This is a genomic window from Streptomyces sulphureus DSM 40104, assembly GCF_000381025.1.
GTDB classification, from domain to species: Bacteria; Actinomycetota; Actinomycetes; order Streptomycetales; family Streptomycetaceae; genus Streptomyces; species Streptomyces sulphureus.
In genome coordinates, this window is the sequence record NZ_KB905815.1 from 802352 (window position 1) to 824530 (window position 22179).

Annotated in this window: 20 protein-coding genes; 6 read left to right on the forward strand and 14 right to left on the reverse strand. The window is 71.6% G+C overall.

The annotated features are described in order from the left end of the window. Positions 1–219: 219 nt before the first annotated feature. Both F603_RS33455 and F603_RS0111600 read right to left on the reverse strand, forming a co-directional pair. Positions 220–468, reverse strand: a complete 249-nt coding sequence (locus F603_RS33455; RefSeq protein ID WP_019546180.1) for a hypothetical protein — start codon at positions 466–468, stop codon at positions 220–222. Between the two features lie 99 nt (positions 469–567). Next, on the reverse strand, positions 568–1341 hold the full coding sequence (locus F603_RS0111600; RefSeq protein WP_019546181.1) for a hypothetical protein: 774 nt from the start codon (positions 1339–1341) through the stop codon (positions 568–570). A gap of 409 nt (positions 1342–1750) precedes the next feature. On the opposite strand from F603_RS0111600, the gene F603_RS0111605 reads away from it, so the two are divergent. The 3 genes from F603_RS0111605 (at position 1751) to F603_RS0111615 (ending at position 5678) form a co-directional block, all read left to right on the forward strand. After that, complete coding sequence (locus tag F603_RS0111605; RefSeq protein WP_019546182.1) at positions 1751–2629, forward strand: hypothetical protein; 879 nt, start codon at positions 1751–1753, stop codon at positions 2627–2629. A gap of 48 nt (positions 2630–2677) precedes the next feature. Continuing rightward, on the forward strand, positions 2678–3640 hold the full coding sequence (locus tag F603_RS0111610) for an SRPBCC family protein (RefSeq protein WP_019546183.1): 963 nt from the start codon (positions 2678–2680) through the stop codon (positions 3638–3640). A 196-nt stretch (positions 3641–3836) separates the two neighbouring features. Continuing rightward, complete coding sequence (locus F603_RS0111615; protein WP_019546184.1) at positions 3837–5678, forward strand: leucine-rich repeat domain-containing protein; 1842 nt, start codon at positions 3837–3839, stop codon at positions 5676–5678. Positions 5679–5897: 219 nt separating this feature from the next. Here the strand turns inward: F603_RS0111615 and F603_RS0111620 are convergent, their stop codons facing one another. From F603_RS0111620 to F603_RS0111665, 10 genes are all read right to left on the reverse strand, one after another. Beyond that, on the reverse strand, positions 5898–6794 hold the full coding sequence (locus F603_RS0111620; RefSeq protein ID WP_026328335.1) for a VOC family protein: 897 nt from the start codon (positions 6792–6794) through the stop codon (positions 5898–5900). Between the two features lie 165 nt (positions 6795–6959). Next, the gene (locus tag F603_RS0111625) at positions 6960–7541 is read right to left on the reverse strand and encodes an NADPH-dependent FMN reductase (protein WP_019546186.1); all 582 of its coding nucleotides are present in this window, start codon (positions 7539–7541) and stop codon (positions 6960–6962) included. A gap of 133 nt (positions 7542–7674) precedes the next feature. Then, positions 7675–8412 carry an alpha/beta fold hydrolase gene (locus F603_RS0111630; protein WP_019546187.1) on the reverse strand — a complete coding sequence of 246 codons (738 nt, stop codon included), beginning with the start codon at positions 8410–8412 and terminating at the stop codon, positions 7675–7677. Between the two features lie 46 nt (positions 8413–8458). Further along, positions 8459–9601: an FAD-dependent oxidoreductase gene (locus F603_RS0111635; RefSeq protein WP_019546188.1), complete on the reverse strand. Its 1143-nt coding sequence runs from the start codon at positions 9599–9601 to the stop codon at positions 8459–8461. 129 nt (positions 9602–9730) lie between these two features. Next, positions 9731–10426: a TetR/AcrR family transcriptional regulator gene (locus F603_RS0111640; protein ID WP_037955681.1), complete on the reverse strand. Its 696-nt coding sequence runs from the start codon at positions 10424–10426 to the stop codon at positions 9731–9733. A 219-nt stretch (positions 10427–10645) separates the two neighbouring features. Beyond that, positions 10646–11578, reverse strand: coding sequence for an alpha/beta hydrolase (locus tag F603_RS0111645; RefSeq protein ID WP_026328337.1), 933 nt, complete (start codon positions 11576–11578; stop codon positions 10646–10648). Between the two features lie 110 nt (positions 11579–11688). Further along, entirely contained in the window at positions 11689–12843 is a 1155-nt protein-coding gene (locus F603_RS0111650; protein WP_019546191.1) for a CaiB/BaiF CoA transferase family protein, read from the reverse strand. Between the two features lie 52 nt (positions 12844–12895). After that, entirely contained in the window at positions 12896–14062 is a 1167-nt protein-coding gene (locus tag F603_RS0111655; protein WP_019546192.1) for an acyl-CoA dehydrogenase family protein, read from the reverse strand. Between the two features lie 32 nt (positions 14063–14094). Next, entirely contained in the window at positions 14095–14925 is an 831-nt protein-coding gene (locus tag F603_RS0111660) for an HpcH/HpaI aldolase/citrate lyase family protein (RefSeq protein ID WP_019546193.1), read from the reverse strand. Continuing rightward, positions 14922–15431: a MaoC family dehydratase gene (locus F603_RS0111665; RefSeq protein WP_342665920.1), complete on the reverse strand. Its 510-nt coding sequence runs from the start codon at positions 15429–15431 to the stop codon at positions 14922–14924. The genes F603_RS0111660 and F603_RS0111665 overlap by 4 nt, the downstream gene beginning before the upstream one ends. Positions 15432–15550: 119 nt before the next feature. Here F603_RS0111665 and F603_RS0111670 point away from each other — a divergent pair, with 119 nt between their 5' ends. Continuing rightward, entirely contained in the window at positions 15551–16291 is a 741-nt protein-coding gene (locus tag F603_RS0111670; protein WP_019546195.1) for an IclR family transcriptional regulator, read from the forward strand. A 254-nt stretch (positions 16292–16545) separates the two neighbouring features. Here the strand turns inward: F603_RS0111670 and F603_RS0111675 are convergent, their stop codons facing one another. After that, positions 16546–16956: a RidA family protein gene (locus F603_RS0111675; RefSeq protein WP_019546196.1), complete on the reverse strand. Its 411-nt coding sequence runs from the start codon at positions 16954–16956 to the stop codon at positions 16546–16548. A 685-nt stretch (positions 16957–17641) separates the two neighbouring features. Between F603_RS0111675 and F603_RS0111680 the strand changes: the two genes are divergently transcribed. Then, positions 17642–19012, forward strand: coding sequence for an MFS transporter (locus tag F603_RS0111680; protein ID WP_019546197.1), 1371 nt, complete (start codon positions 17642–17644; stop codon positions 19010–19012). Between the two features lie 168 nt (positions 19013–19180). Further along, complete coding sequence (locus F603_RS0111685; RefSeq protein ID WP_019546198.1) at positions 19181–19780, forward strand: GNAT family N-acetyltransferase; 600 nt, start codon at positions 19181–19183, stop codon at positions 19778–19780. Positions 19781–20435: 655 nt separating this feature from the next. On the opposite strand, the gene F603_RS0111690 is transcribed toward F603_RS0111685, so the two are convergent. Beyond that, the gene (locus F603_RS0111690) at positions 20436–21953 is read right to left on the reverse strand and encodes an SDR family oxidoreductase (protein WP_037955684.1); all 1518 of its coding nucleotides are present in this window, start codon (positions 21951–21953) and stop codon (positions 20436–20438) included. Between the last annotated feature and the right edge of the window lie 226 nt (positions 21954–22179).

Genomic DNA, 22179 nt, shown 5'->3' on the forward strand with positions numbered 1-22179 from the left:
GCACGTCACCCGAGGCGCCGACGCCCGCCCGCGGACCGGCCCGTGCCTCGCACCACTGCCTCAACGAGCAACAGCCCCCGCCCGGTTACGACCTCTTCACCCGGCTTGCGCAACTCGCCCGTCCTCGCCTCTCCAACCGGGCCGAGTCGCCACGGTGTTCGAGAGGGACGAGCCGTTGACGGGCTCGTGCTCGTCAACTTCCGGCTGCCTCGGGCGCGTTCAGTCCTCCTCGTCCGACTCCCGAGTGTCGGCCTTCGCCGGCTTGCCCGTGCCCTGCCCCTCGCCCGGGGGGTCGTGCTCGTCGCGACCCCCCGTCAGCAGCTCCTCGGGCGGCTCCTCCAGCCGGCTCGCAAGGGCGTAGTCGATCTCGACGTCGCGGTACTCGGTGTCGGGGCGCACCCCGCGCGGGAGGTTGGCGCGGCGGCTCCCCGAACCGGACCGCTGCCCCTCGGTCCCGTGGAACCGCACCTCGTTGTCGGGGACCTCGTCCCAGTCGAGTTCGTCGGCCTCGACGTGCGCGGCGAAGGCGATGTCCGCGTCGTCGATCTCCGGAGCGTCCGCGGGCTTTCAAGTCGGCTGCCTGCGGCGCTCGGTCCGGTTGCCGCCTCCCCGACGGCCGCTCCCGCCGTCGGAGCCGCCTCGCCGCCCTTCGGCTTCCGTCGCCTGCCCGGCCGCCTCGCCCGCCTTCCGCGTGACGCCCTCGACAGCCCCGTCCGCGCCGCCCGCAGCCTGAGCGACCTGGCCCGCCTGGCCTGCCGCCTGGCCTGCCCCGTTGGCCGCCCGGCCTGCGCCGCTGCCGACCTCCTTGGTGGCCTCGCGCGCCCCGCCGCCGACCTCGCTCGCGGCCTCGCCTGCACCGCCGCCCACGTCGCCGACCGCCTTGCTCGCGCCGCTGCCGACCTCGCCCACGGCCTGCCCCGCGCCGCCGCCCACGTCGCTCACGGCGTCGCTTGCGCCGCCGGCGACCTTGTTGACCGCGGAGCCGGCCCCGCTCGCCACCTGCTCCAGGATCTGCGGATTCCGGTCGATCGTCGTCAGGACGCGGTCGATCACGGAGGCGACGTGGTCGAGGCGGACCTTCAGCAGCGCCTGCGCCTCCACGCCCTTGATCTCGAGCCGGACCTTGCCGAGGGTCGCGTCCGCACCCACGTTGAGTTTCAGCAGCTCCAGCACCTCCGCCTGGAGCGAGACCCGCGCTCTGAGGTCCTCCACCTCCAGGTCGATCTCCTCGACGTGGAGATTCGGTACGTCGAGGAGGACGTCCGGCTCGTCGCTCACCGACGGTTTCTTCGCCGGCTCACCGCCGTTCTCGCGCTGTGCCAGCTCGTCGTTGTCGGCCATGCCGGGGCCTCCGATACCTCGCGCAGGTCAGGGATTTGACTTCTTTGTCAGGGTAGGACGGGTTTCCTCCGGGCGCGCGCGGACCGCCTGCACGCCTCCGCCGCCGCGGCGTCCGTCCCCGAGCGGCGCAGCCTCGCGCGCCAGATCCGGAAGTTTCCGCACAGACTGGACAGCGCGGCCCTCGGCCTCCGTCGAGCGGCGGCGGGCCGTCCTTCCAGACGGGACGATCCGCCCGGCGTGCGCCGGAGCACCCGCCGGAACAAGCCGGTTCGGCGGGCGGGGCGCTCGCATACGGCACCGGACGAAGCGGCGTGCGCGGTCGACTCCGGGCCACCGGGAACCACGTGTCAGCCCACCTATGACCTGCGGAGTCGTCGCCGCGGGTTGGCGAACGACAAGGGAGAACACCATGTCGGACAGCAAGTCCGCCGCCGTCGCGGCGAGCCTCGCAGGCGGCTACCTGCTGGGGCGCGGCAAGGGCGGCAAGGCCGCACTCGGCGTCGCGATCTACCTCGCCACCAGGAAGATGCAAGGGGGCTCGAAGCAGGAGGAGCCCGAGGAGGAGACGCCGTCGAAGCCTTCGGCCCTGCAACGCCTGACGAAGTCGGTACGGGGAGAGCTGATGGAGGCCGGGCGCTCGGCCGTCAAGTCGGCGGCGAGCAGCAAGCTCGACACGTTCGTCGAGAACCTCGAGGCCCGCACCCGCGAACTCTCCCAGGGGGACCGCGAATCGGGGGGCAAGGGCGCGGACCGGCAGGGGGGCGAGTCCCGTCGGGACGACGAGGAGGGTGAAGAACGGGGCGAGGAACAGCGCGACGAACGGGACGACGGGCGGGGCGGTGAACAGCGCGACGAGCAGGACGGTGGGGAGCACGAAGACCGCGGCGACGACCGGGGACGCGAGGAGCGCGGCGACGGACGAGGCGAGGAACGGCGCGACCAACAGGACGACGGCGAGCGCGAAGACCGCGGCGACGCACGCGACGACAGGCAAGGCGAGAACCAGCGCGACCGACAGGACGACGAGCAGCGCGAGGAACCCGGCGACCGACGAAGCGAAGACCGCGGCAGCGACCGCCGCGAGGAGCGCCCCGCACGCGGCAGTTCGCGAGACGGCGCACCACGTCGCGGAGCCGAAGAGGGCGCACGCCGCCGCGAGGAGCCGCCCGGGCGCCTGAGGACGAGGCCCACCAAGCCGACCCCGCCCACCCCGCCCTCGCCGGGCCCCGGAGAGGGCCCGGGCGGTCGCCGGGGCGAGCCCAGGGAGAAGGCGGCCTCGGACCGTTAGGGCGAAGTCGTCGAGAGCATCCGGTACCTGCGGGCGAAAGGCAGCGAGATGGCGGGCAGCAGCAACGGGCAGGAGAAGGAGTCGGGTTCGGGCCTCGCCCGGCTCCGCAAGGCGGTCGTCGAGCATGCGGAGGCGCGCGCCGAGAAGCTTGTGAAGGCGGTGGAGGAGAAGGTCACGGACCTGACCCGGGACCTCACGGAGAAGGCGGGTGAGGACAGCCCGGTCGCCCGCGCCGGCTCGCGGATGCTCGGCGGCGAGTCACCGGTGAAGGCGGCCGCCTCGGAGGGCGGCAAGCAGTTGGGGCAGGCCAAGGACAAGACGACGGGTGCGGTCGTCGGCAAGGCGAAGGACGCCATGGGCAAGGGTTCGTCGGAGGAAGCAAGCGGGAAGATCGGCGACAAGAAGGTCACGACGATCATCGAGACGCTCGACATCGGCCTGCCGATCCGCGTCTGCTACGACCGCTGGACGGAGTTCGAGGAGTTCAGCAGCTTCATGAAGGGCGTCACCGACGCCTCCAAGGAGGACGACGACGTCACCTCCAACTGGAAACTCAAGGTCGGCCCTTCGAACCGCAGTTGGAAGGCGACGGTCCAGGAGCAGATCCCCGACGAGCGCATCTCCTGGACGACCGAGGGCGACAGGGCGACGACGCAGGGCGTCATCAGCTTCCACGAACTCGCACCCGACCTCACCCGCATCGTGGTCGTCATGGAGTACACGCCCTCCGGCTTCCTGGAGAAGACCGCCAACTTCTGGCGTGCGCAGGGCCGCAGGGTCCGCCTCGACCTCAAGCACTTCCAGCGCTACGTCACCATCGGCGCCGAGGAGGACACGGAGGGTTGGCGCGGCGAGATCCGCGACGGCGAGGTCGTACGCAGCCACGAAGACGCCGTCTCGGAGGAGAAGGGCGAGGGCGGCGGCGGGGACGGAGAGAACCAGGACCGAGAAGAGGACGATGAGCGGCAGGACGACGACGACCGCAGGAGAGAAAGCAGCGGGAGTCGGTAACCCCCTCCACCCGCACAGGAGTTGCGAGCGCCGCGCACCGGTCTCGACGGTCGGGCGCGCGGCACCGGCCCGCCGCTCCCGGCGACCGCGGACACCCCACGCCCCGACCGCCCTGCGACACGGCAGACGGCTGCTCCCCCACCGGCCGGCCTCACGGTCGGCACCGCTTGTCGGAGGCGGCGGCTAGGTTGCCTCCATGGACACAGGTCGCGGCACCGCCCCCCGACTCGACGCGCTCCGCGCTGAGTTGCACGACGCCACGCGGGCGTCGGCCCGCAAGGCCGTCCGGGAGCTCGTACCGCTCATGGACGACGCGGAGGCGGTCGCGCTCGCCACCGCGTACGAGCCCACGGCGGGCCTCGCCTCCGAGACGCTGCTGCGCCTGTGGCCGCGGTCCCCCGATCCGGACGTGTTCTCCGCCGTCCTGCTCGCCCCCGCCTTCGCACGCGAGGACCGGGAGGAGCTGCGGCTGAGCCGGTGCGCCTCGCTCGTCGGGCTGCGGCACCTCACCATGCTCCGCAGGCTGGAGCTCCACTCGAAGAAGGTCACCGACATCACCGAGATCGGCGCGCTCACCGGTCTCACCGCTCTCGACCTGGAGGGCTGCTCGAAGATCGAGGACGCGGCCCCGTTGAGCGCCCTCACCGAACTGGTGCACCTCAGCCTCGTGCAGTGCCGCTCCGTGACGGACACGAAGGTGCTCCTCCCCCTTCACCGGCTGCGCACATTGAACCTCAGCCTGAGCGGGGCGGCTTCCGTCGAAGGCTTCGCCTCGGCGTTCCCCGCGCTCACGACGCTGAGCCTCGCCGGCTGCCGCAGCCTGAAGAGCGTCGAGGGGCTGTCGGGCCTACGGCAGCTCACCGTGCTCGACCTCGCCCGGACACCGATCGCCGACCTGACAGGGTTGGGCGACCTCCCTTCCGTCACCCACCTCGACGTGACCAAGTGCACGCAGCTACGCAGCCTGCACGGCATCGAAGGAATGACGGAGCTGCACCGGCTGGAGATGACGGAGTGCTCCCGACTGGCGACCTTGCGCGGCTTGGGAGCCCATCCCCGCCTGGACATGCTCTGGATCAGGGGCTGCACGCCGCTGCGGAACCTGGAGGGGCTCGCCCCGCTCACCGGGCTGAAGCTGCTCCACCTCGAACGGTGCCACCGGCTCACCACCCTCGCCGGGATCGGAACACGCTCCTTGGAGCGGCTCTCGCTCTCCACCTGCGACGCGCTCCAGGACTTCTCCGAGCTGTCGACGCTCACCTCGGTCGACTTCCTGACGCTCAACCAGCTGCCCAAGGTCGACGACCTCGCACCGCTCGACGTCGTGCCGCGGCTGAAGCACCTGTCCCTCGGGCGCCTCCCCGGGCTGACCGGGCTCGAAAGCCTGGGCAACCATGAGGAGTTGCACCGGATCGACGTGGGCGCCTGCGACAACATGCGCTCCATCGGCACGCTCACCGACCTCCCCGCACTGCGCACGCTCCGCCTGAGGTCCCTGCCGAGCCTCACCGACCTGGGGGACCTCAGCCGGCTGACGAACCTGCACACGTTCGAGCTCTCCGACAGCAGCATCGGGATGCTCGACGGTCTCGCCGGCACACCGGTCGAGAAGGCGGAGTTCCTCAGACTGCCGAACGTGGAGACCCTGCGCCCTCTGGACACATGCCCCGAGCTGCGCGAACTCCAGGTCGAGGGCTGCGCTCTCGTCAAGGACCTGCCGGCCGCGCCGCTCGCCAGGCTCACCCTCACCTACCTGAAGTGGGAGGACCTCTCCCCCGTCACCGAGCTCACCGGCCTCGACCACCTCAGCATCGACGGCATCCAGCCGCTCACCGACCTCGGCGCTCTCGGCACCCTCCCCTCCCTCAGACGCCTGAAGTTGTCGCAGCTCCGCAACGCGCAGAACGTCGAGACGCTGCTCAACGCACCGGCGCTGGAGAAGCTGTCCGTCCGGGGCAGCGTCGGCCAGGACGGGGACAGGTTCGGGATCGTGGCGGACCGGCTCCGGGAGCGCGGTGTCGAGGTCACTGCCGTATGAAGGCGCCGCGGGGTCCGGGCATGCGGCGCGTCAACTCCGCTCCTGCAAGGGAAAGTTCGCTGCCGAACCTTGCGTCGCGGGGACCGACCCTGCGCAGCCCGGACGCTCCCGGCCTCGACGGCGGTGAGGATGCAGACGCAGAGGCCAGGACCGGGCCTGGTGTCCCGATCGCCTCTGCGCGTCATCACCACGCTGGGGCAGGTGCCGGCAGGGGATGGGCTACGCGTCCCTACTCGATGCCGGTCCTGCGGCGCCGAGTACGGAGAAGCGCAACGGGTTCCCGGAGGGGTCGTGCGTGGTCAGGCTGGTGACCTCGTACTGGTGCGGGTGGCCGGCGGCAGTGAGGCGTTCGGCGAGTGCCCCGATCGCCCCCGGGCCGCTGAGGAGCAAGTCGACGCAGGTGAGGCGGGCGGTGTCGGGCCCTGCGGGCGTGCCTCCCTGCGGGCTGAACCGGTTGGTGAGGACGAGGAGGCTGAGGTGGTCGCTGACGCCGAGACCGACGAATCCGTCCCCCAGGCGGGCGAAGATCTCCATGCCCAGCAGGTCGCGGTAGAACCGCTTGGTGCGGGTGAGAGCGTCGTCGGTCGCCTTGAGTTGGACGTGCCCCATCTGCGTCCCGGCCGGCAGGTGCGCGGGCCTGCTCGCCCCGGGCTCGTCGAGCAGGTCCTGCACGGCGAGCGGCGTGGCGACCGCGACGGGCAGGCCCTCGTCGGTCCACTGCCATTGCTCCCGCGGACAGGCCCAGGTCACTTCGATTGTGTGGCCGTCGGGGTCGGTGACGTAGCACGACTGGCTCACGACATGGTCGCGCAGATCGACGTCGAGTCCTGCGTCCAGGTGCCGCTGAGCGAAGCGGGCCACATCCGCCCTGGTGGGCACGAGCGGGGCGAAGTGGCTGAGCCCGGGGCTGGAGGGCGGTGGCGCGACAGCCCCGGCGACCTCGTGCAGGTCGACCAGTACCCGTCCCTCCACGCCCAGTTGCGCTCGCTGTGTTCGGCGTTCGAGGAGGCGGAAGCCTGCAACCTCGGTGTAGTAGCGCAGGCTGCGTGCCAGGTCGGCCACCGTCAGCGCGACCGGACCGAGGCTGAGTGTCTGGTCCATTCGATAGTCGGTCATTGTCGACCTTTCTTCCGTGCTGGGTCTCTCCTGGAACGGAGTTGAGCCGTGAGCCGCAGCGTGGGCGGGGCCGCGGCCGGCCCTGCTCGCCTGTGAAGCGCAACTCTTCGCTGGCGCGTGAAGCCTGGGGCCGGGCCTGTAACAGCCCGGCCGTGCGGGAGAGCTTCAGGAAGCCGCCGGAAGTGCGCTGTTGCGGGTCTGGGCGAGGAGGTTGCTCCAGGACAGGAGCTGGTCGAGCATCGCCGTGAGAGCGGGGCCCTGGTGGTCGCCGGGGGTGAACGTGGCGCCGAAGTCGGCGAAGTCGGTGCGCAGGTTCAGGGCGACGGTGGCGGAGACGTCCGCGAGTTGCAGGGCGCCCAGCACCGGGCGCAGGGCTTCGACGGCGCGCACGCCGCCGTCGAAGCCGTAGGAGACGAGGCCGACGGCCTTGTTGTTCCACTCGGCGTGGACGCGGTCGAGGGCGTTCTTCAGGACGCCGGGGAAGGAGTGGTTGTACTCGGGAGTGACGAGTACGTAGCCGTCGTAGGCGGCGACGGTCGTGGCCCACTGCTGGGTGTGGGGGTGGGTGTAGCGCCCCATGGCGGGCGGGAACGGTTCGTCGATCTGCGGCAGGTCGACCTCGGCGAGGTCGATCAGGTCGTACTCCGCGTCGCCGCGCTGGTGCGCCTGCTCCAGAACCCACTGTGCGACGCGTTCGCCGGCGCGTCCGGTGCGGGTGCTGCCGAGAATGATGGCGATCTTCGGCATCGTGCCTCCTTGGAGAGAAGAAGCGGTGGGCTCCCGGTCCTGCGCGCGATCGCTCCGCAAGGGCGCGTGATCGACCGCTTGTCGCGGACGACGCCGACGACGGCCCGCGGACGGGGAGCCGGATGGCAGGGGTTCAGTGGCCGGTGGCCGGGACTCGGTGGGCGAGGAAGGAGTCGAGAAGGGCGAAGACCGTCTCGGGCTTCTCGCGGGTGGGCAAGTGCCCTGCACCGGGGATGAGTTCGAACCGCGCGTGGCGGAATCCCGCGGCGTAGGCGCGGCCGAAGTCGGGGGTGACGACCGTGTCGTCGGCGCCCCAGAGCACCAGCACCGGGCAGGCGACGGTGGCAAGGCGGGGCAATAGGCCGGCGTCTGCCATGCCCGGGCCGGCGTAGGCGCGCATGGCGGCCGTCGCCTGTGCGGACGGCCCGCCCCGCGGCGCCGGAGCCGGTGGCCCGGTGGGCACGGTGATCTGCTGGCCGGGTACGACGGGGCCGATGGCGTCCATGAGGACGAGCTGGGAGATCCGGCCCCCACGGTCGTCGAGGACGGTTTGGGTGGCGACCCAGCCGCCGAAGGACGTGCCGATCACCGTGACGTCGCTCAGCCCGAGGTGGCCGAGCAGGTCCAGGTAGGAAGCGGCGAGTGCGCGCACGGAGTCCAGGTCGTCAGGCCGTGCGGTGCCGTCCCAGCCGGGATGGGTGGGCGCCACCACCCTGTGATGCGGTGCGAGGTGGTCGATCAACGTTGCGATACTGGACGGGCCGGGGCCGCCGTGCAGGACGAGGACCGGGCTGCTGCCCTTGCCGGCCTCGCGCAGTTCGAGGTCCAGGCCGGGTCGGAGCGGGAGGGTGTGCGCGAGCGGCATCGTCATGGGTTCCTCCTCGATGTGGCCGGGTGCGCTGCCGCCGGAGCGGGCCTCAGTGGCCTGTCGGGTCGGGGGCGAAGAACGCGGCCATCTGCTCCAGGCCCCGCTCGCCGAACATGGTGTCCAGGGCGGCGGCGGACTCGGTGGCGGACGCCTCGCTGCGCGGGAAGAGAGCCTCCTCGTACGTGACCAGGGCCGCTTCGGTGTCACCGGGGCGCGCGGCGATGGCCAGGGCGAGTTCGGCAGCGTCGAGCATGGCGAGGTTGGCGCCTTCCCCGGCGAAGGGGGACATCACGTGGGCGGCGTCACCGAGCAGCGTCACGCCCGCGACGCGGTCCCAACGATGCCCGACGGGAAGGGCGTGGATACGGCGCGGCGTGATCGCGTCCGCATCGGCGACCAGGCCGCGCAGGTCCTCGTCCCAGCCCTCGAAGTGGGCGAGGACCGCGGCCTTGGCGGCAGCGTGGTCGGCGAAGTCGACCGTGTCCATCCAGCTTTCGTCGACCTTGAGCGCCGTGTAGATGTGCAGGCTGCCGTCGCTCTCCCGGTGCGCGAGGAATCCGCGTTCGTCGCCGAGGGCGATGAAGAACCCGCCGCCGACGACCGCGGCGCTGCGCGAGTGGCGGGTGTCGGCGTCGTAGAGATCGGTCTCGACGAAGGAGATGCCGGTGTAGGCGGGCTGGGCGGCCGAGACCAGCGGGCGAATCCGGGACCAGGCACCGTCCGCGCCGATCAGGAGGTCGGTGGTGAGGGCGGACCCGTCGGCGAACGTCACCTCGTGGCGCCCGTCGCCCAGCGTCCGGGCCCCGGTGACCTTGCGGCTCCAGTGGATCGTGCCGTCGGGCAGGGAGTTGAGCAGCAGGTCCCGCAGGTCGCCGCGGTCCACCTCCGGCCGGTCGCCGGTGCCGTCGTCTTCCTCGGCCACGTGCACGGTGCCGTCCTGGCCGAGCAGGCGCATGGCCTGACCGCCCTCATGGACGATCTTGAGGAAGTCGTCGTGGAGGCCGGCGGCGTGCAGGGCCTTCTGCCCGCTGTTCTCGTGGATGTCGAGCATCCCGCCCTGCGTACGGGCCGCCGCCGACGCCTCCAGTTCGAAGATCGCCGACTCGATGCCGTTGACGTGCAGAACACGGGCGGCGGTCAGGCCACCGAGACCTGCTCCCATGATCGCGATCGGGAAATGGCTGGTGCTCATGGGGCCTCCGAAAGCAGTAGGGGAACATCTCGGCGCTCCGCCCACCGTAACGAACATGTTCGTCGCGAACAAATTCGCCCGTGGAAAGCTGCCGCTCCCCGGCCGCGTCCGTCGCCGAGACCCGGGCGGTCAGTCCTCCACGACCGGGACAGGCGTGTGCACGATGCCGTTGACGAGGACGTCGAAGCTCCAGCGGAGCCTGTCCGACACCGAGCCGCCGACCAGGGCGGGCATGTGCGCGGTGATCGCCGGATGCGTGGCGGCGTCCACGGCGTGCAGTGCACGCACCGTGGCGTCCCAGTCGTCCTCGAAGGCGGGATCGTGCTCACGCGTCGACTGCTCGGCAGCGGTGGCTGTCGCGCTCTGGAGCAGCTTGTCCACCCCCCAGGCGACCTGCTCCCGGCCGGCGCCGCTTTGTGAGAGGAGATCGAGGATGCGCTCCACCAGGCGCAGGTAGTTCTCGCCGCTCGGGCGGGCGACGAGCGCGGCCCGCGCGAGCTGCGGGTGCTCGAACAGCACCCCGGTGTACGACGTCATGACGGCGCGAAGCTGCTCGCGCCAGCCCTCACCGCCGTCCCGCCCGGTCAGGTCGACCTCGCCGAGCAGGGAGTCCAGCACGGCCGCGTGCAGCTCGGCGGTGTTGGCGACGTAGACGTACAGCGACGCCGGGCCGGTGTCCAACTCCTGCGCCAGACGGCGCATCGTGACCTTCCCCAGCCCCTCCGCCCGCATGATCCGCACGGCGGTGTCCACTATCCAGCGACGGGACAGGGCGGGCTTCGCGGGACGCTCGCGGCGGCTGATCGGCTCTCTTCTCGCAGTCATAACTGGATCGTAAAGAACATGTTCGCGGTGGCGGGACTGCCCGCTCGCTCTCGGCCTCGTACCCGCGCTCCGCGAGGGACTCGGCGTCCCCCGTGCCGGAGGACCGCGGCCCCGAGGGTACGCGCGATGGCCGGGCACGGGATGTGCTGACTCGATCGATGTGGGCTGCGGTCCCGACGGTTGGCCGCCCACGTCGGCGGAAGTGCGCGAGGCCGTGTCTCACGTGAGCGGACCGGGCTCCTCCGTAATCCGGTCGCACAGCCAGGAGTTGACGCCGCCGATCGCCGTCCTGGCCATTGCCGTGGAGTGGCCCGTGAAGCCGTGGGGTGCCTCGGGATACACCCGGAGCTCGACATCGTTGCCGGCCGCCGACAACCTGCCTGCCAGCGCAAGGTTGTCCTCCAGCAGTACGTCTGCGCCTCCGACGACCAGCAGTGTCGGCGGTAGCCCGCGAAGAACGGCGTAGAGGGGAGAGACGTCGGGATCGGTGCGGTCCTCCACATGGCCGGCGTACGCCTGGAGGAAGTATTCCTCCGCGATACGGCGACCGGCCGGGGTCCGTGCGCTCAAGTCGTAGGTCCCGAATTGGAGTGCGGCGCCGGTGAATCGGCCGACGGCGCCCTTGTCTCTCAGCCGGAGCAGTGTCGCCAGGGCGAGCGTGGCTCCTGCGGAGCTCCCGCCGATCGCCAACCGGGACGTTCCGAAGCGGGCTTCGGCTTCTGCGACGAGCCAGAGCGCCGCCGCTTCGCAGTCGTCGGGTGCCGCCGGCCAGGGATGCTCAGGAGCCAGCCGGTAGTCGACGCTTACGACGGCGATGCGCAGAGCGTCCGCGAGCTCGCGGTTGCGTATGTCTCCTCGCGCTGCGGAGTCCATGAAGAAGCCGCCGCCGTGTATGTCCAGATAGACGCCACGCGGCGGACCGTCGCCAGGAGTGAAGATCCGGACAGGGACGCGCGCTTCCGCGGCTCCGATCGTCTCTTCGATGGCAGGCGGATCGGCGGCAGTCGGGGCAGACCTCGTCGCGCGGGCTTCCTTGAGCTCCTCCAGTGTCCTGGGGCCACGGCCCGCCGCCCTCGACTCGTAGAAGGCACGGGCTTCGTCGACCTGCTCGGCGGGTACGTCAGCGAACAGTGCGTCCAGCGCCAATCGCACGCGTCCTCCTCGTCTCACCTCCACGCTATCGCTGACCAGCGGTGCCAAATGCGCCGTGTGCGGCGGTGGTTGCCGGGTCGCTCCCGCCGTGCGGGTCGCCCGTACGCGGCTCAGCGTTCCTCGCCGTCTCCCGCCCCGAACTCCGCCAGCACGGCACGGGTGTGCTCGCCCAGTGCCGGCACGGGACCCATCCTCGCCTCGACGTCGCCGAAGGTGATCGGCGGCAGGACCGACTCGACGGGACCCGCGGGGGTCTCCACGGTGCGCCAGCGGTCGCGGGCGGCGAGCTGCGGGTGGTCGACGAGGCCGTGGACGGAGTTGAGCGCGGCGTTGCCGATGCCCGCCTCGTCAAGTTGCCGGACGAGCGGCTCGGTGCGGAGGGTGCGCGTCGCCTCGGCGACCGTCGCGTCCACCGTCGCACGGTTGCGGCAGCGGGCGAGGTTGGTGGCGAACTCGGGGTGCTCGGCGAGGTCGGGGCGGCCCAATACGTCGCGCGCGAGTTTCCGCCACTGGCGGTCGTTCTGCACGCCGATGAGCAAGTCGGGGCCGTCGGCCGTCGGGTACGCGTCGTACGGGACGATCGAGGGGTGGCCCAGCGCCGAGCGGGCCGGTGGCGTCCCGGTGTACTTGGTCGTGTGCAGGGGATGGCCCATCCACTCCGCGACGGCGTCGAACATCGAGACCTCGATCCGGGCGCCCCCGCCGCCCCGCGCCCGGCGCAGCAGCGCGGCGAGGACCGCGGAGAAGGCGTACATGCCCGCGCCTATGTCGGCGATGGGGATGCCGGTCTTCGCCGGCGATCCGGGCGTCCCCGTGACGGAGGCGAGGCCGGTCTCGCCCTGGATGAGCAGGTCGTAGGCGCGCTTGTCGTGGTACGGGCCCGAGCTGCCGTACCCGGACATGTCGACCGTGACCAACTCCGGGTGGCACGCCATGAGTTCGTCGGCGCCGAACCCCAGCCTCGCGACCGCGCCCGGGGCGAGGTTCTGGAGGAAGACATCGGCGCCGCCGAGGAGGGTGGTCAGCGCCTCGCGCCCCCGCTCGCTCTTGAGGTCGAGCGCGACGGACTCCTTGCCGCGGTTGAGCCAGACGAAGTGCGAGGCCATCCCTCGCACGGCGCCGTCGTAGCCGCGGGCGAAGTCGCCCTCGTCCGGCCTCTCCACCTTGATGACGCGGGCACCGAGGTCCGCGAGGTGGCGGGTGGCGAGGGGGGCGGCCACGGCCTGTTCCAGGCTGAGCACGGTGACACCGTCGAGCGCGTGCATGTCTCCTCCAGCGGTTGGGGCGGCGGCATGGTGCGACAAGCCGCCGCGGTTTTCAGTAGGACCGCGGGAGGCCCATGACGTGCTGCGAGAGGTAGTTGAGCACCATCTCCTGGCTGATCGGGGCGAGCCGCATCAACCGTGCCTCCCTGAAGTACCGCTCCACGTGGTACTCCTGCGCGTACCCCATGCCGCCGAGCGTCTGCACCGAGGCGTCCGCCGCCTGGTAACCGGCGTCCGCGCAGAGCCACTTGGCCATGTTCGCCTCGCGGCCGCACTCCATGCCCCGGTCGTACCGCCACGCCGCGTTGCGCGCCATCAGACGTGCCGCGTCGAGGCGGGTGAGCGACTCGGCGAGGGGGAAGGCGACGCCCTGGTTCCGGCCGATCGGCCGGTCGAAGACGACGCGGTCCTTGGCGTACCGCGTGGCGACGTCGAGCGCGGCCCTGCCGAGGCCGAGCGCCTCGTGCGCCAGGAGGATGCGCTCGGGGTTGAGCCCGTCGAGGAGGCAGCGGAACCCCTCGCCCTCCTCGCCGATACGGGCGCTCGCCGGGACGCGGAGGCCGTCGATGAAGATCTCGTTGGAGGCGACGGCGTTCCGTCCCATCTTGGGGATGGGACGGATCTCCATCGCGCTGCGGTCGACGTCGGCGAGGAAGACGGAGATGCCCTTCGTCGGCTTCTCCGCCTCCTCCCTGGGGGTGGTGCGCGCGAGGAGCACCATCTTCTGGGAATCCCCTGCCTTGGTGATCCACACCTTCCGGCCGTCGACCACGTACTCGTCGCCGTCCCTGCGCGCGAAGGTGGAGATACGGGTGGTGTCGGTGCCGGCGTCGGGCTCGGTGACGCCGAAGCAGACGTGGAGCTCGCCCGAGACGGCCCGCGGGAGGATCTCGCGGCGCAGCTCCTCGCTGCCGTGCTTGGCGAGGACGTTGAGACCGAAGATCGTCAAGTGCATGGTGCTGCACCCGTTCATCCCGGCACCCGACGCCGCGACCTCCTCCAGGAGGAGCGCGGCCTCCAGAACGCCGAGGCCGCCCCCGCCGTACTCCTCGGGGATGGCGATGCCGAGCCAGCCGGCTTCGGCGAAGGCGTGGTAGAACTCCCAGGGGAACTCGCCGAGTCGGTCGCGCTCGGCCCAGTACTCGGGGGTGAACCTGCGGGCGAGTTCGCGGACGCCTTCGCGTATGTCCCGCTGGTCCTCGGTCAGTTCGAAGTCCACGTTCTCTCCTTGTTCTCCGGGTCCCGACCCGGTCACCGCGGCGGCTCGGGCTCCTCGGGCTCCTCGGCGCCCACCACCCGTCGCGCGTGGGCGAGTACGGGCGCGTCGACCATCCGTCCCTCGTGGCGGAAGACGGCGCCCTGGCTGCGTGCCGCCTCCAATACAGCGCGGGCCCAGGCGACTTCGTCGCGCGAGGGCGCGAACGCCGCGCGGATGACGGGGACATGGGAGGGGTGGATGCACGCCTTGGCACGGAACCCCTCCGCGGCGGCGGCCTCCGACTCGCGGCGCAGCCCCTCGACGTCGGGTATGTCGAGGTGCACGGTGTCGAGCGCGGGCACCCCGGCCGCACCGGCGGCGAGGAGGACCTGCGCCCTGGCGTGCGCGGCGACGCTGCGATATGCGCCGTCGGAGCCGCGGCTGGAGCGCCCGCCGAGGTCGGCGACGAGGTCCTCGCCGCCCCACATCGGCCCCGCGCACGTCGGCTCGCGCGCTGTCGCCCCGGCGGCGAGGACGCCTGCCGCCGTCTCGCAGAGCGCCACGACGGGACGCTCTCCGCAGGCGCGCACCTCCTCGGGCGAGGACGCCTTGGGCAGCAGTACGGGGAGGCCGTCGGGCAGCGCGGCGAGGTCGTCGCGCCACCAGGGGGTGGCGACGGGGTTGATGCGTACGAGGACCCGGGCGGGGTCGAGCCCGGGGAGCGCGTCCGCGACGTGGGAGCGTGCCTCCTCCTTCGCCTCGGGGGCGACCGCGTCCTCCAGGTCGAGGATGACGGTGTCGGCGCGGTCGGCCGCCTCGGCGAAGCGCCCGGGGCGGTCGCCGGGGCAGAACAGGAGGGCGGGGCCGCGGAGTTGACGGCTCATGCGGCTGCCTCCTCGCCGTCGGGCAGCCGGTGCATCAGGGCCGACCTGCGGACGCGGGCGACGAGTTCGCGGCGCTGGTTGCAGCAGCGGTGCGCGAAGACGACGATTCCGCTGCCGGGGCGGGAGCGCGAGAGGCGCTTCTCCACGACCTCCGTCTCGGCGTAGAGGGTGTCGCCGACGAACACGGGCGCGGGGAAGGCGACTTCGCCGAAGCCGAGGTTGGCGACGGTGGTGCGCTGGGTGAGTTGGGCGACGCTGAGCCCGACGAGGGTGGAGAGCGTAAAGAGGCTGTTGACGAGGCGGCTGGCGAACTCGGTGCCGGCGCTGCGGTGTTCGTCGAGGTGAAGGCTCTGGGGATTCATGGTGAGCGTGGAAAAGGCGGTGTTGTCGGCCTCGCCGACGGTGCGTCCCGGGCTGTGCACGTAGCAGTCGCCCTCGGTCAACTCTTCGTAGTAGAGCCCGCGTTGTTCTCTCCGCATCGCGCTCCGTTCGTATATACGACTCACTGTTCGTTAATACGAGCAAGCTAAGCGTGCACGCACCTCGGGTCAAGAGCGGGGAGGGCGGATTCCGGTGCGGACGTCGGGGCTATAGTTCGTAGATACGAACGCACCAGGGGGCAGCAGTGCCGGAGACCACCGCCAAGGCGCACCGCACGGTCAGCCGCGTGACGGACATACTGGAGACCGTCGCGCAGCACGGCGGTGCGCGGATGCACGAGCTCGCCGTGGCGCTGGAAGCGCCGAAGTCGTCCGTCTTCGGCCTGGTCAAGGGGCTCGTCTCGACGGGGTATCTGAGCGAGGAGAAGGGCGTCTACCGCCTCGGCCCCGCGCTCGGCAACCTCCTCACCCAGCCGGCGCCCGACATCGCAGGCGCGGTCCGGCCGAGCCTGGAGGCGCTGCGCGACGAGTTCGGCGAGACGGCCATGGTCGGCATCCCCGTCGGCGACTCGCTGACCTACCTCGCCTCGGCCGAGTCGCGCCAACCCATCAGGTACTCGGCCCCGTTGCGGGTCCGTAGACCGCTCTTCCCGCCGAGCGCCGGCAAGGTCGTCCTCGCCTACCGGACGGCGAAGCAGCGCGAGTCCTACCTCCGCACCCTCTTCGACAACGAGGACCGCGTCAGGTCGGCCATGGCGGAGCTCGCCGAAGTACGCGCGTCCCAGGTCGCGTTCAACCACGACGAAACCCTGCCCGACCTGAGCGCCACCGCCCGGCCGGTGCTGGTGGGCGGACGGCTGAGCGCTGTCCTCGCGGTCGCCGGCCCGACGACGCGGATCGAGGCGCACCTGCACACCATCGCGGAGGCACTCGTCGACGCGACAACGGCGGCGGCCGAGCGCCTCGGGGCGCAGAGCGCGGGCTGAGCCGTGTCTCCTGGTTGAGGTGGTCGTTGCCCTCGGCCTGCTCAGCAGGGGGCTGCCCGACGACGAGTGGGCGATACCGGAACCGCTACGACCGGTGACGGGATCGCCGCCAGGTGGTCAACGGACATGCACCGGCTCAGCACCGGAGCCCAGTGGCGCAGAACTGCCCGCATGCTTCGGCCCGTGGAAGGCGGCACACAAACGGCACTTGCCGTGGCCGGCCGACGGCACCGGGGAGACGCTCCTCCGGCGGCTCAGGAGTCGAGCACGGCGGCAACGGCTTCGATCTCTACGAGCTGGCCGTCGTAGCCGAGCACGGTGACACCCATCAGGGTGCTGGGCACGTCGTGCTCGCCGAACGCGTCGCGGACGACCTCCCACGCCGTCACCAGGTCCTCCTGCCGGCGGGAGGCGACGAGAACGCGGGTGCTGATGACGTCGCGCAGTGACGCCCCGGAGTCCGTCAGAGCGGTCCGCATGTTCTCCACAGCCCTGGCCGCCTGTCCCGCGAAGTCCCCGATCGCCGCAGTGGAGCCGTCCTCGTTGAGAGGACAAGCCCCGGCCAGGAAGATCAGCCGCGACTCGGCCGGGGCCGTGGCCGCGTAGGCGTACTCCGCAGCATCGGACAGGGAGGCAGAGCGGATCAAGGTGACGGCACGCGGCACGGGCTTCCTCTCAACAGTTCAGGGGCACTCAGGACTTTCTCAGAGGACGGCTCTGCGTTCGACGCATTTTCCCGGCCGTCGACTTCCCGTGCTGCCGCTGCCGTCAGCCGCCCGGTCGGCGTCGTGAGGTCCGCCGCTGCACGCGGTCGTCAACGCCCGTGCGTACGCGGGCCGTGGAGAGGACAGCGGCCCAACGAGCGTCGCTGGGCGGGCGGAAGCTCCGCACCCCAGGGCGGATCGGAATTGCCGTTCCGGCAGGGTAAGCCGCCGTCGCCGCCAACGCGCCCCCAGGTGCCGACCGACGCGGGAGCCGCCGCTCAACGGGCGTTCCTAGGTCCGGACCGAAAGCCGTCAACACCCTTGAACACACTCGTCGTCGAGCGTGCCACCGCTCAACAGGCCTCATTGGCCCATCCCTTGACGCTCTCTGACGGGCGCGCCTAGCATCCGAATAGTCGACAGTGAGATCGCATATACGAACCCCCACCCGGTGCGGTCCACGCCGCCCGCACCGCGACCGGCCGCCCCTGCGCGGCGCCGTCGCACGGGCTGCACACCTCCCGAAGAGCGGCCCTCTCGCGCTCACCACCCATGCCGGAACCGACCCCGGTACCGGCCGGGCATCCGCATCGCCGGCGAGGACACCGGCGTCCACTCTTCCCAACGGCCACCGAGGACTAGCCACATGGCCAACACCCCGAGCAACGGAAACCCCCCAGCCGCAGCGAGCCCCAGGGGCGTACGGTCCGCCGTCGTCATCGGCTCCGCGCTCGAATGGTTCGACTTCTACCTCTACGCCTCGATGGCGGCACTCGTCTTCGGGAAGATCTTCTTCCCCACCGGCAACGAAACCGTCGCCACGCTCGCCTCGCTCGGCACCTTCGCCGTGGGGTTCCTCGCCAGGCCGCTGGGCGGCGTCGTCTTCGGGATCATGGGCGACCGGATCGGGCGGAAGAAGGTCCTCGCCCTCACCTTCACGCTCATGGGCGTCTCCTCCGCCTGCATCGGCCTGCTGCCGACGTACTCCTCCGTCGGGCTGGCCGCGCCGCTCCTGCTCGTCTTCTTCCGGCTGCTCCAAGGGCTGGGCGCCGGCGCCGAGTTCGGCAGCGCGATCACCGTCGCGTACGAGCACGCGGCACCCGGCAGCCGCGGGCGGCAAGGGTCCTGGCCCGCGCTCGGCGTCAACCTCGGCCTGCTCGCCTCCTCACTCGTCGTGGCAGCGCTCACCAGCACGAGCAAGGGGTTCCTCTACGACTTCGGGTGGCGGATACCGTTCCTCATGAGCTTCGCGCTCGTCGGGATCGGGCTGTGGGTGCGCCGCAGGATGCCGGAGACGCCGGAGTTCGAGCAGCTCGCCACCGAGAAGGAGGCCCCACACGCTCCGCGCAGGCACCCGTTCACGACGCTGCTCCGGAGCAACTGGCGCGGGCTCGCCGTCGTCATGGCGATCACCATCGGCTACAACGGCGTCAGCTACATCTTCAAGACCTTCTCGCTCGCCTATCTCACCGACTTCCGCGACGTCCCCGCCAGCGTCGGCGCGCTCGGTATCAGCATCGCGAGCTGCGTGGCGATCGCCTGCATCCCGGTCATCGGGCGGATCACCGACCGCTACGGGCCGCAGCGCCTCGTCCTCGCCGGCGCCGTCGCGACGGGGCTGCTCGCCTTCCCCTTCTTCTGGCTCCTCGACACCGGTACGAGCTGGCTGATCTGGCTCGCTCTCACCCTCGCCACCGGGCTCGTCGTCCCCACGATGCTCGCCGCCCAAGGCGCCTTCCTCGCCCGTCAGTTCCCGGCCGACGTACGGGCCTCGGGGCTCGGCACGGGCCGCGAGGTCGGCGGCGCCCTCTCGGGCGGGCTCGCCCCGCTGGCGGCGTTCGCCACCGTGCAGGCGTCACCCGGCCATGCGACGTGGGGCGTCTCCCTCCTCTTCGTCGCCGGTGCACTCCTCGTCGGCGTCGGCGCCCTCTTCGACCGGTCCCGGCACGAGGGCGCCGAGGACCCCGAGCAGGACGGCGGCACCGCGGACGCGCCCGCACCGGCTCGCGTCGGCTAGCGCGGCGGTCGGGGAACCGCCGTGCAGCGTACGGTGGTTCGCCGGGGCGGAGCCGTCCTACCGACGCCCGGGCGGTTACGCCCCCGCCCGCTGAGGACACCCGGCCGCGGAACAGCCGGCCCGCAGCGGACGTTGAGCCGGCGACGCCACCGCACTTCTGGAGCTTCCGTGTCCCATCCCCTCCCCGTCCGCCCGGCCACCCCGCAGGACATCCCGCAGGCCGTCGAGACGCTCACCGACGCCTTCGCCGACTACCCGTTCACCCGGCACACCGTCTCGGCCGACGGCCACAGGGAGCGCGTGGGCCGCCTCCAGGAGCTCTTCCTCGTACGCGTCGGCATGGCGTGCGGCCGCGTGTGGGTCGCGGAGGGCGGCGCCGCCGTCGCCGCGTGGACGACGCCGGAGCGGGACGCCCTCCCCGCGCTGGCGGAAGTCGCCCCGCTCGTCGTCGAGTTGGCAGGCGACCGTGCCGGCGCCGCGGAGGCGGCCGAAGCCGCACTGGCGCCGCACCGGCCGACGGAGCCGACGTGGTTCCTCGCGACCGTCGGCGTCGCGCCCGCGGCACAGGCACGCGGACTCGGCTCGGCCGTCCTCGCCCCCGGCCTGGAAGCAGCCGACAGAGCCGGGCACGCCGCCTTCCTGGAAACGTCGAGCGAGGCGAACCTCCGCTTCTACGGACGCCTCGGCTTCGCCGTCACGGCGGAGGTCGAGCTCCCGGAGGGCGGACCGCTCACCTGGTGCATGCGGCGGGAGCCGAACCAGGGCTGAGGCCCAGCGCTTTCGACGGGGTGCGCCCGGTGAGGCGGTGACAGGACGAGCGTCGTCTGCTGCGGCAGGACGACAGGCCCCGGCGTACTCGCACGAACTGTTCCGATCCACTAGGCGGAGCAGTGTTCCAGGTTGTCAACCGAGGTCTGCCGCGAAGGCTTGAAGGCAATGACGGAGCAACTTCCGTGCAGGGGAGGGCGGTTCCGGTGCGTCGGCAGCAGGAGCCGCCAGGGGCGCAGCAACTCCCGCGCAGAACGGCAACCCAGGACGCCGGCTCGTCGACAGCGGCCCCAGGGCGTCCGCCATGGCAGAACAACTCCGCGACGGGCAAGGACGGTTGAACCACTCCCAGAAGGCGCTCGACCACGGCCGCCCGCGCCCGATCGTCACAACCGTGTGGGCACGCGGCGAAACGTAGCCCTCGGACCCGTCTCCGCCTCACCGGCTGCCCCGGCGCGCGGCAGCGACGACGCAAGGCCCTGGACTCCGGCACGGACGGCCGCCCGGGCGGCGGGCGCCGTCCGCAACCGACCCCTCCCCCTCCGACACGGCCGTGGAATGCGGGACTCCGACATCGGAAGGTCTACCCGATCCGGCAACTTCCCACCGTTCTCCACGCTTTGCACACGGAATCGGACAACGACCACCACAACGCTCAGCGCTGGCCCCACCGGTGCCCCGGCTCCGCCCGCTCCGCCGCGTCCACGATGTTCCGCGCCATCCCGCCGAAGACGACACCGTGGAAGGGCCACACCGCCCACCAGTACGCGTGCCCCGCCAGCCCGTGCGGGTGGAAGACGGCCTGCTGCGCGTAGACGGTCTGCCCCAACCGATCCTGCGCGACCCGGAGTTCGAGCCAGGCGAGCCCCGGCAGCCGCATCTCCGCACGGAGGCGGAGCAGCCGTCCGGACTCGACCTCCTCGACGCGCCAGAAGTCGAGCGAGTCGCCGACGCGCAGGTGCTCCGGGTCCCGGCGCCCGCGGCGCAGCCCGACGCCGCCCACGAGCCGGTCGAGAAAGCCGCGCACCGACCAGGCGAGTGGGAAGGAGTACCAGCCGTGCTCCCCGCCGACGCCCTCGATCACCCTCCACAGCGCGGCGCTTGAGGCAGAAGTGCGGCGCGCCCGCCGGTCCGTGTAGAGGCTGCCGCCGGACCAACCGGGGTCGTTGGGGAGCGGGTCACTGGGCGCGCCCGGCGTCGACGCGGACGACCAGCGCGTCGCCACGTCGGCCTCCCGTACCCGGCGCAGAGCGAGTTCGACGGAGTGCACGAAGCCGACGCGACCGCCCGGCGGGTCCGGCACGTACCGCGCGATGTCCTGCTCCCCGCAGACGACCGGGTGGCGCAGCGACTCCGTGAGCGGCTTCGCGATGCTCGCGGGCACGGGCGTGACGAGCCCGACCCAGTGGCTGGAGAGCTTCGGCGTCAGGACGGGAACGGGCACGATCACCCTCCGCGGCAGCCTCGCGACCTCGGCGTACCCCTGCATCATTTGGCGGTAGGTGAGAACGTCGGGCCCGCCGACGTCGAACGTCCGGCTGACGTCGGGCGGAAGCACGGCGCACCCCACCAGGTAGCGCAACACGTCCCGCACCGCGATCGGCTGCACCCGGACACCGACCCAGTTGGGCGTGACCATCACCGGCAGCCGCTCCGTGAGATACCGCAGCATCTCGAACGAGGCGGACCCGGACCCGATGACAACTGCCGCACGCAGCACCGCGGTCGGCACCCCCGACCGGAGAAGCTGGCGTCCGACCTCGGCCCGCGACCGCAGATGCGGCGACAGCACCGACTCGGGAACACCCGCAGGGGTGAGCCCTCCGAGGTACACGATCCGCCCGACACCGGCGAGGCGCGCCGCCTCCCCGAAGGTACGGGCCGCCCGGCGGTCCGTCTCCTCGAAGTCGCTCCCCGACCCGAGCGCGTGCACCAGGTAGTAAGCGACGTCGACCCCCTCCAACGCCCGCTCCACATCTTCCCGTTCGGTGACGTCCCCCTGCGCCACCTCCACCTGCTCCGCCCACGGCTGATCCCGCAGCTTCCGCGGCGTACGCGCCAGACACCGCACGGCATACCCGGCCCGCAACAACTCGGGCACGAGCCGTCCCCCGACGTATCCGCTCGCTCCTGTCACCAGGCACAGGGGGTGTGCCTTTTCGGTCTGGGCCATGCGTGGACGCCTTCCGCTCTCCCGATCCGGGCCCGGTCCCGGGCTCACGAGGGAGCGTAGAGGGCGGGACGTCGCCGCTTCGTCCGACAGGGCCGAAGCGCCCCGTACGCCGCGGGATTCACCGCAGCAGACGGAGAGTTCCTGACTGGGGGCGCAGGCGAAAGGGTGGAAGACTCTGGTTTTCTGCAACGGTTCTTCGAGAACGCACACTTCGGCGTTGGCCCCA

Excerpts from the sequence above, each read along its gene's own strand:
- F603_RS0111660 (WP_019546193.1), bottom strand. The coding sequence starts at position 14,925 with ATGAGCCGTCAACTCCGCGGCCCCGCCCTCCTGTTCTGCCCCGGCGAC.
- F603_RS0111640 (WP_037955681.1), bottom strand. The coding sequence starts at position 10,426 with ATGACTGCGAGAAGAGAGCCGATCAGCCGCCGCGAGCGTCCCGCGAAG.
- F603_RS0111630 (WP_019546187.1), bottom strand. The coding sequence starts at position 8,412 with ATGACGATGCCGCTCGCGCACACCCTCCCGCTCCGACCCGGCCTGGAC.
- F603_RS0111600 (WP_019546181.1), bottom strand. The coding sequence starts at position 1,341 with ATGGCCGACAACGACGAGCTGGCACAGCGCGAGAACGGCGGTGAGCCG.
- F603_RS0111620 (WP_026328335.1), bottom strand. The coding sequence starts at position 6,794 with ATGACCGACTATCGAATGGACCAGACACTCAGCCTCGGTCCGGTCGCG.
- F603_RS0111690 (WP_037955684.1), bottom strand. The coding sequence starts at position 21,953 with ATGGCCCAGACCGAAAAGGCACACCCCCTGTGCCTGGTGACAGGAGCG.
- F603_RS0111605 (WP_019546182.1), top strand. The coding sequence starts at position 1,751 with ATGTCGGACAGCAAGTCCGCCGCCGTCGCGGCGAGCCTCGCAGGCGGC.
- F603_RS0111625 (WP_019546186.1), bottom strand. The coding sequence starts at position 7,541 with ATGCCGAAGATCGCCATCATTCTCGGCAGCACCCGCACCGGACGCGCC.
- F603_RS0111635 (WP_019546188.1), bottom strand. The coding sequence starts at position 9,601 with ATGAGCACCAGCCATTTCCCGATCGCGATCATGGGAGCAGGTCTCGGT.
- F603_RS0111615 (WP_019546184.1), top strand. The coding sequence starts at position 3,837 with ATGGACACAGGTCGCGGCACCGCCCCCCGACTCGACGCGCTCCGCGCT.
- F603_RS0111650 (WP_019546191.1), bottom strand. The coding sequence starts at position 12,843 with ATGCACGCGCTCGACGGTGTCACCGTGCTCAGCCTGGAACAGGCCGTG.
- F603_RS0111610 (WP_019546183.1), top strand. The coding sequence starts at position 2,678 with ATGGCGGGCAGCAGCAACGGGCAGGAGAAGGAGTCGGGTTCGGGCCTC.
- F603_RS0111680 (WP_019546197.1), top strand. The coding sequence starts at position 17,642 with ATGGCCAACACCCCGAGCAACGGAAACCCCCCAGCCGCAGCGAGCCCC.